The sequence below is a fragment of the Pseudomonas sp. CJQ_9 genome, from assembly GCF_043106615.1.
GTDB classification, from domain to species: Bacteria; Pseudomonadota; Gammaproteobacteria; order Pseudomonadales; family Pseudomonadaceae; genus Aquipseudomonas; species Aquipseudomonas juntendi.
In genome coordinates this window covers 1-6,560 of sequence record NZ_JBICMS010000059.1, presented here as the reverse complement: position 1 = coordinate 6,560, position 6,560 = coordinate 1, and the positions used below count along the sequence as shown (strand labels likewise).

5 protein-coding genes are annotated in these 6,560 nt (G+C 63.6%); 1 reads left to right on the top strand and 4 read right to left on the bottom strand.

Going from position 1 to position 6,560, the window contains the following annotated elements; genetic code table 11:
* Positions 1-149: 149 nt before the first annotated feature.
* Positions 150-1,304, bottom strand: a complete 1,155-nt coding sequence (locus tag ACF8SD_RS11220; protein WP_392484451.1) for a cysteine desulfurase family protein — start codon at positions 1,302-1,304, stop codon at positions 150-152.
* A 210-nt stretch (positions 1,305-1,514) separates the two neighbouring features.
* Positions 1,515-2,441, bottom strand: a complete 927-nt coding sequence (locus tag ACF8SD_RS11215; protein ID WP_054914004.1) for a LysR family transcriptional regulator — start codon at positions 2,439-2,441, stop codon at positions 1,515-1,517.
* Between the two features lie 139 nt (positions 2,442-2,580).
* Here ACF8SD_RS11215 and ACF8SD_RS11210 point away from each other — a divergent pair, with 139 nt between their 5' ends.
* Positions 2,581-3,810, top strand: coding sequence for an acyl-CoA dehydrogenase (locus ACF8SD_RS11210; RefSeq protein WP_173888532.1), 1,230 nt, complete (start codon positions 2,581-2,583; stop codon positions 3,808-3,810).
* A gap of 22 nt (positions 3,811-3,832) precedes the next feature.
* Here ACF8SD_RS11210 and ACF8SD_RS11205 read toward each other — a convergent pair whose 3' ends face one another.
* Both ACF8SD_RS11205 and ACF8SD_RS11200 read right to left on the bottom strand, forming a co-directional pair.
* The gene (locus ACF8SD_RS11205) at positions 3,833-4,873 is read right to left on the bottom strand and encodes a TerC family protein (RefSeq protein WP_173888534.1); all 1,041 of its coding nucleotides are present in this window, start codon (positions 4,871-4,873) and stop codon (positions 3,833-3,835) included.
* A gap of 177 nt (positions 4,874-5,050) precedes the next feature.
* Positions 5,051-6,358 carry a substrate-binding domain-containing protein gene (locus ACF8SD_RS11200; protein WP_173888536.1) on the bottom strand — a complete coding sequence of 436 codons (1,308 nt, stop codon included), beginning with the start codon at positions 6,356-6,358 and terminating at the stop codon, positions 5,051-5,053.
* Between the last annotated feature and the right edge of the window lie 202 nt (positions 6,359-6,560).

Genomic DNA, 6,560 nt, shown 5'->3' with positions numbered 1-6,560 from the left:
CAGGCATAATTGGCCCGAAACAAACGTAGGAGCGGGTTTACCCGCGAAGCGCCGCGCGGGCGGCGCTCGATCTCACAGACGCTGAAGATGCTGCGGCTACCCTTGCCAGAAACCATAGAATCTCCCACAGGGGCCGCGCAAAAGGCGGGTTACCACAAGGCTGCCGACGCCGCAGCCAGTACCCTGGCAAACACCTCCAGCGCCTTGTCGATCTCGGCGTCGGTGCTGAAACGGCCGATGCTCAGGCGCACGCTGTTGCGCGCCTGGTGCTCATTCAGCCCCAGCGCCAGCAGCACGTGGGAGGCCGTGTTGCTCGCCGAGTTGCACGCCGAGGTGGTGGACAACGCCAGGTCGCTGGCCAGCGCCGCACTGTTGAAGCCCGGGCTGTCGATGCACAGGTTCAGGGTGTGCGGGATGCGTTGCGTGGCGCAGCCATTGAGGCTGACCCCGGGCAACTTCAGCAAACCTTCCAGCAGCCGCGTGGCCAGCTGCGCAAGGCGCAGGTACTCGCTGTCGCCGGGCTGCCCGGCCAGGGCGAAAGCACTGCCCATCCCGGCAATCTGATGGGTGGCCAAGGTCCCGGAACGCAGGCCCAGCTCATGGCCACCGCCGTGGATCTGTGCGCGCAGTACCGGGCGCGCCCGAGGCCCGACGTACAGGGCGCCGATGCCTTTGGGGCCATAGACCTTGTGCGCCGAGAACGACATCAGGTCGACAGCCATCGCGTTCAGGTCGATCGCCAGTTTGCCCACTGCCTGTGCGGCATCCACGTGCAACAGGGCGCCCTGGGCGCGAACGCACTCGCCAATGGCGGCAACGTCGGTGACCGTGCCCAGTTCATTGTTGACGGCCATCAGCGATACCAGTCGGGTATCGGTGCGCAACGCGGCTTGTACGGCCGCGGGCTGGATCAGGCCACGGGCATCAGGCGCCAGGCGCGTGACCGCCCAGCCCTGGCGCTCCAGTTCGGCTACGGTGTCGAGTACGGCTTTGTGTTCCAGCAGGCTGGTGACCAGGTGCCCGGGTGGGGCGAAGCCGTTGGCAACACCTTTGAGCGCCAGGTTGTTCGACTCGGTGGCGCCAGAGGTCCATACCAGCGCTTCGGCTGAAGCGCCGATGCGCTCGGCCACTTGCTGTCGGGCCTGCTCCACCACACTGCGGGCGGCCTGGCCGTAGGCATGGCCACTGGAGGCCGGGTTGCCGAAGTTGGCCTGGCGGCCCAGGCAGGCGAGCATGGTTTCCACCACCCGGTCATCGACCGGGGTAGTGGCGGCGTAATCGAAATACAGCGGGGCGTTAGGCATCGGGGCATGTCCATGTCTGTCGCCGTGGGTTAGGCGATCGTTGGCATCAGCCTATCGTTTGTCGGAAAGATGCTTTTCGCTTCCCGCTGCACTATTTGCGGCCTATAGGTGTGTCTGTTCTACTTGAATAATTTTTTGGAGAATATTTTCCTCGATCCTTCCCTTCGCACAGCATATCGTGATGCGCCTCGACCGCGTTCAAAGTGTGTGTCAGGCGGGTTCAAGCGCTTTTTCTTCATCGGCGACTACACGTTGGCACAGTTCGGTGATCTGCTCGCGCATCCAGCGGTTGGCCGGGTCCTGGTCGGTGCTTTCGTGCCAGTACAGGTGAGTTTCCAGGGCCGGGACCTCCACCGGCAGCGGGTGGTAGCGCAGCTGATGACGGCGAGCGAAACGCTCCGGGACGGTCATCGCCATGTCGGTCTGCTGCAACACTTGCGAGGCCATCAGGTAGTGCTGCGAGCGCAGGGCGACCTTGCGCTGCACGCCCATCTTGCCCAAGGCCAGGTCGACATACCCCAGGCCGTTGCGGCGGCTGGAAATGTGGATGTGGGTCATGCCCAGGTAGCTGTCGAGGGTCAGTTTGCTGTCCGCCAGCGGGTGGCCCTGGCGCAGGGCACAGACGTAGCGGTCCTGCATCAGCTTCACGTGGCGGACCTGGGGGTCGGTGTTCAACGGTGCGTCGATGGCGAAATCCAGGCGGCCGGCGGCCAGCTCCTTGGTGGTTTCACGGCGCTTGCACAGGAAACTCTCGATCAGCACCGCCGGCGCCAGGCGGCGCAGCCTCTGGAACAGGGGCGGCAGAATGACCGCTTCGGTCAGGTCGGTCATGCTGATACGGAAGGTTTTGTTGGCCTGTTGCGGGTTGAAAATGCGGCTTTCCTGTACGGACGTGCGCAGCAGCGCCAGGGCGTTGCGCACCGGGCCGATGATGTTCTGCGCCATGGGCGTGGGCACCATGCCTTGCGCAGTGCGCACGAACAGCGGGTCGTTGAAGGTTTCGCGCAGGCGCGACAGGGCGTTGGACACTGCCGGCTGGGTGATGCCGACGATCTGCCCGGCGCGGGTGAGGTTAGCTTCGGTGTAGATCGCATCGAACACGATGAACAGGTTGAGGTCGACCTTGCTGAGGTTCATGGGCGCCGCTCTTTGTTGGAGTTATCCGCCGATCATATATCGGTTATGAATGTTCATACACGCGGAAAATAGACTAGGTGGATCGGGGTGCGCTGCTCTAGGCTCTGGCCATGTTCTTCGAACCGTGAAGGTAAGCCCGATGGATTTCGCCTATTCGCCCAAGGTCCAGGCACTGCGCGAGCGCGTCACCGCGTTCATGGATGCTTATGTCTACCCCGCCGAGGCGGTGTTCGACCGCCAGGTCGCCGAGGGCGACCGCTGGCAGCCCACCGCGATTATGGAAGAGCTCAAGGCCAAGGCCCGCACCGAGGGGCTGTGGAACCTGTTTCTGCCCGAGTCGGAGTACGGCGCTGGGCTGAGCAACCTGGAGTACGCGCCGCTGGCCGAAATCATGGGCCGCTCACTGCTCGGCCCGGAGCCGTTCAACTGCTCGGCCCCGGATACCGGCAACATGGAGGTGCTGGTGCGCTACGGCAGCCAGGCGCAGAAACGCCAGTGGCTGGAGCCGCTACTGCGGGGCGAGATTCGCTCCTCCTTCGCCATGACCGAACCGGACGTGGCCTCCTCGGACGCTACCAACATGGCCGCGACCGCGGTGCGTGACGGTGACGAGTGGGTGATCAATGGCCGCAAATGGTGGACGTCGGGTGCGTGCGACCCGCGCTGCAAGGTGATGATCTTCATGGGCCTGTCCAATCCCGAAGGCCCGCGTCACCAGCAGCACTCGATGATATTGGTGCCAACCGATACGCCTGGCGTGAAGATTGTTCGCCCGCTGCCGGTATTCGGCTACGACGATGCACCGCATGGCCACGCCGAGGTGCTGTTCGAGAACGTAAGGGTGCCTTACGAAAACGTGATCCTCGGCGAGGGCCGCGGCTTCGAGATCGCCCAGGGGCGCCTGGGCCCTGGGCGTATCCACCACTGTATGCGTTCGGTCGGCATGGCCGAACGGGCGCTGGAACTGATGTGCAAGCGCTCGGTTGCGCGCACCGCCTTCGGCAAGCCTTTGGCACGCCTGGGGGGCAATGTCGACAAGATTGCCGATTCGCGCATGGAAATCGACATGGCCCGGCTACTCACGCTCAAAGCGGCGTACATGATGGACACGGCCGGCAACAAGGTCGCGCGCAGCGAGATCGCGCAGATCAAGGTGGTGGCGCCGAACGTGGCGCTGAAGGTGATCGACCGGGCGATCCAGCTGCATGGCGGGGCAGGGGTGAGCGGCGATTTCCCGCTGGCGTACATGTACGCCATGCAGCGCACCCTGCGCCTGGCCGACGGGCCCGATGAAGTGCACCGGGCGGCGATCGGCAAGTATGAGATTGGCAAGTATGTGCCGGCAGAGATGTTGCGCAGCGGGGGGTGAGGCAGGCTGATGCTCGTCAGGCCTACCCTTTGTGGCCTGCATTGGCTTGGGGCGTAGCGTGTTCCGGCGGCGGATCCACGACAGTCGCCTCTTGCCCCCGCGTCTTGATCAGCGAAACCACCACCCCACCCAGCAACAACCCGAACGTCACACCCAACGACAGCAACGCCGGCACCTTGCCGACCATGCCATGGTAGAAGATCTTGCAGCCGATGAAGATCAACACCAGCGCCAATGCGTACTTGAGGTATACGAACCGGTGCATCAACGCCGACAACGCAAAGTACAGTGAGCGCAGGCCAAGAATGGCAAAGATGTTCGAGGTGTAGACAATGAACGGGTCCTGGGTGATGGCGAAGATCGCGGGTACGCTGTCCACGGCAAACACCAGGTCGGCCAGTTCGATCAGCACCAGCGCCAGGAACAACGGCGTTGCATGGCGCAGGGCCTTGTTCTGCCCCGGGGGTGTCTGGTGGACAAAGAAGTGCGAGCCATGAATTTCGTCGGTCACCCGCAGGTGCCGGCGTACGAACTTGAGGATTGGGTTATTGGCCAGGTCTGGATGGCTGTCTTCTTTGGACAGCGCCATCTTCACCCCGGTGAACAGCAGGAAGGCCCCGAAGACGTACAGCACCCAGGCGAAGTTCTGCACCAGCGCTGCGCCCACGCCGATCATGATCGCGCGCAGGATCACCACCCCGAGGATGCCCCAGAACAGCACGCGGTGCTGGTAACGGCGGGGGATGGCGAAATAGCTGAAAATCATGGCCATGACGAACACGTTGTCCATCGACAGTGATTGCTCGACCAGCAAGCCGGTGTAGAACTCCAGCGCCGATTGCGCGCCTAGCTGGAACCAGACCCAGCCGCCGAACAGCACGCCGATGCTGAAGTAGCCGGAGTACAACAGTAGGCTCTCGCGCATGCCTATTTCACGTTCGTGGCGGTGCAGCACGCCGAGGTCGAGTACCAGCAGGCCGATGACGATGGCCATGAACATCAGCCACAACCAGATGCTGGTACCGAGGAACGGGGTGGTGAGAAACGCCTGTAGAGCTGTCATGAGCCCTCCTTGAATGTCGACGTTGCGTGGCAACAGTGATCCGACATCACGGCGTGGCAGCCGTCAGAGGGGCCCGGTATCACATAGGCTTGAGGCTAGACCTGTTTGCCTGCGCTGCCGAACCCGGAGCTGTTACATTTGTTTGCCAGGCGGCCGTGAACAGCAGCACCCTGTGGCTCAGTACACCCATACCTCCACACGCTGGTTGTGCAGCCGCCCTTGCTCACGTTCGTTGTCGGCCACAGGCAATTCAGCGCCCATGCCGGTCACCTGCAGCACTTCGACGCCGTTACGTGCCAACTGGCGGCGCACCGCCTGCGCCCGCAAGCGCGACAGCAGCGCAGCGCGGCCTGGGGTCAGCTTGGGGTCGCCGAAGCCAACCAGCACTGTCTTGCCCTGTAGCTTGCCGGCCTGGTGCAGGTAATCTGCGACCCGTTGCACATCACGCAGGGCCTTGTTGTCGAGGTTGGCGCTGCCTGCCTGAAAGCGAAAGTTCACGCTCAGCCGTTGTGCCTGCCTGGCCAGGCTGCGGTAGCGCGGCGGCATGCCTGCCTGTGGTGGCACTGGCAGGGCCTGTATCTGCTGCGAAACGAACCCCTGCTGGGCGACGATGGCCTGGCCTGCCGGGCTTTGGGCGAAGTCCGCCAGGGTCTTGGCGCGTGGTTTGGGGTTGGCCGGCAGATAGAAGTACAAGCGCCGCGACAGGGGGTAGTCCTCGCTGGCTACCAGGGCCCGCTCCGGCAGCATGGCTGGGGCGTCCCCTTCAGCCACCGCCAGCACCTTGGCCCCGTGAATTGCGGCCAGGCTACTGAAGCCAATGGCCTGGCGGTCGGTGCTCACCCGTGCAGCCAGTTCGTCACTGGATTCGAAGCGCCGGGCCTGGGCTGACAGTGCCGCGTGCTGCGGCTCCAGTACCAGTGCCTTGAAGGTTTCAAAGGTGCCGGAGCGGTCGTCACGGGCGTACAGGTGAATAGCCCCGCCGGAAATGCCCAATTCTTCCCACCGCTGGATCTGGCCAGAGAAAATCTGCGCCAGTTGCCCTGTGCTGAGCTGCGGCAGCGGGTTGTCGGGGTGGACAATGACCGCCACGCCATCCAGGCCAATGACTTGCTCGGAAGCGGTAGCACGCAGGTCGCCCAACGCTCGTAACTGGAGTGCTTCGTTGTCGTTGATCGGCCGTGAGGCGGCGGCCAGGTCGGCCTCGCCCTCAACCAGGGCGGTGAAGCCGGTGCTGGAGCCGTGGGCAGCGATGTCGATGCGCACCGGTTGGCCCTGCGTGTCCCGGGCCGTGATCACGGTTTCGTTGGGCCGCTTGCCGGCTTGCCGTTGGATCGCGCTGGCTTGCTGCGCACGCAGTTGGCCCTCCACCAGCGCCGGCAGCAGGGCTGCGCCGATGGTATTGGAGCCTTGCACACGCAAATGAACGGGTTTGGCCACGGTGGCCAGTGGTAGCACGGTGAGCAGTAGCACAAGCAGGCGCGGCATGCCGGGTGGCCCTCTGGCATAGAGTTGGCCGGCAGATTACGACAGGGGCGTGATGATAATGTGACAGTCAATGGGATTGAGGCTGTCAAGGCTGCTGTGCAGCCCATCGCCGGCAAGCCGGCTCCCACACGATAGCAATGTTCTCAAGACCTGTGCTGTACGTTGTGGGAGATTCTATGGTTTCTGGCAAGGGTAGCCGCAG

Excerpts from the sequence above, each read along its gene's own strand:
- ACF8SD_RS11220 (WP_392484451.1), bottom strand. The coding sequence starts at position 1,304 with ATGCCTAACGCCCCGCTGTATTTCGATTACGCCGCCACTACCCCGGTC.
- ACF8SD_RS11215 (WP_054914004.1), bottom strand. The coding sequence starts at position 2,441 with ATGAACCTCAGCAAGGTCGACCTCAACCTGTTCATCGTGTTCGATGCG.
- ACF8SD_RS11205 (WP_173888534.1), bottom strand. The coding sequence starts at position 4,873 with ATGACAGCTCTACAGGCGTTTCTCACCACCCCGTTCCTCGGTACCAGC.
- ACF8SD_RS11200 (WP_173888536.1), bottom strand. The coding sequence starts at position 6,358 with ATGCCGCGCCTGCTTGTGCTACTGCTCACCGTGCTACCACTGGCCACC.
- ACF8SD_RS11210 (WP_173888532.1), top strand. The coding sequence starts at position 2,581 with ATGGATTTCGCCTATTCGCCCAAGGTCCAGGCACTGCGCGAGCGCGTC.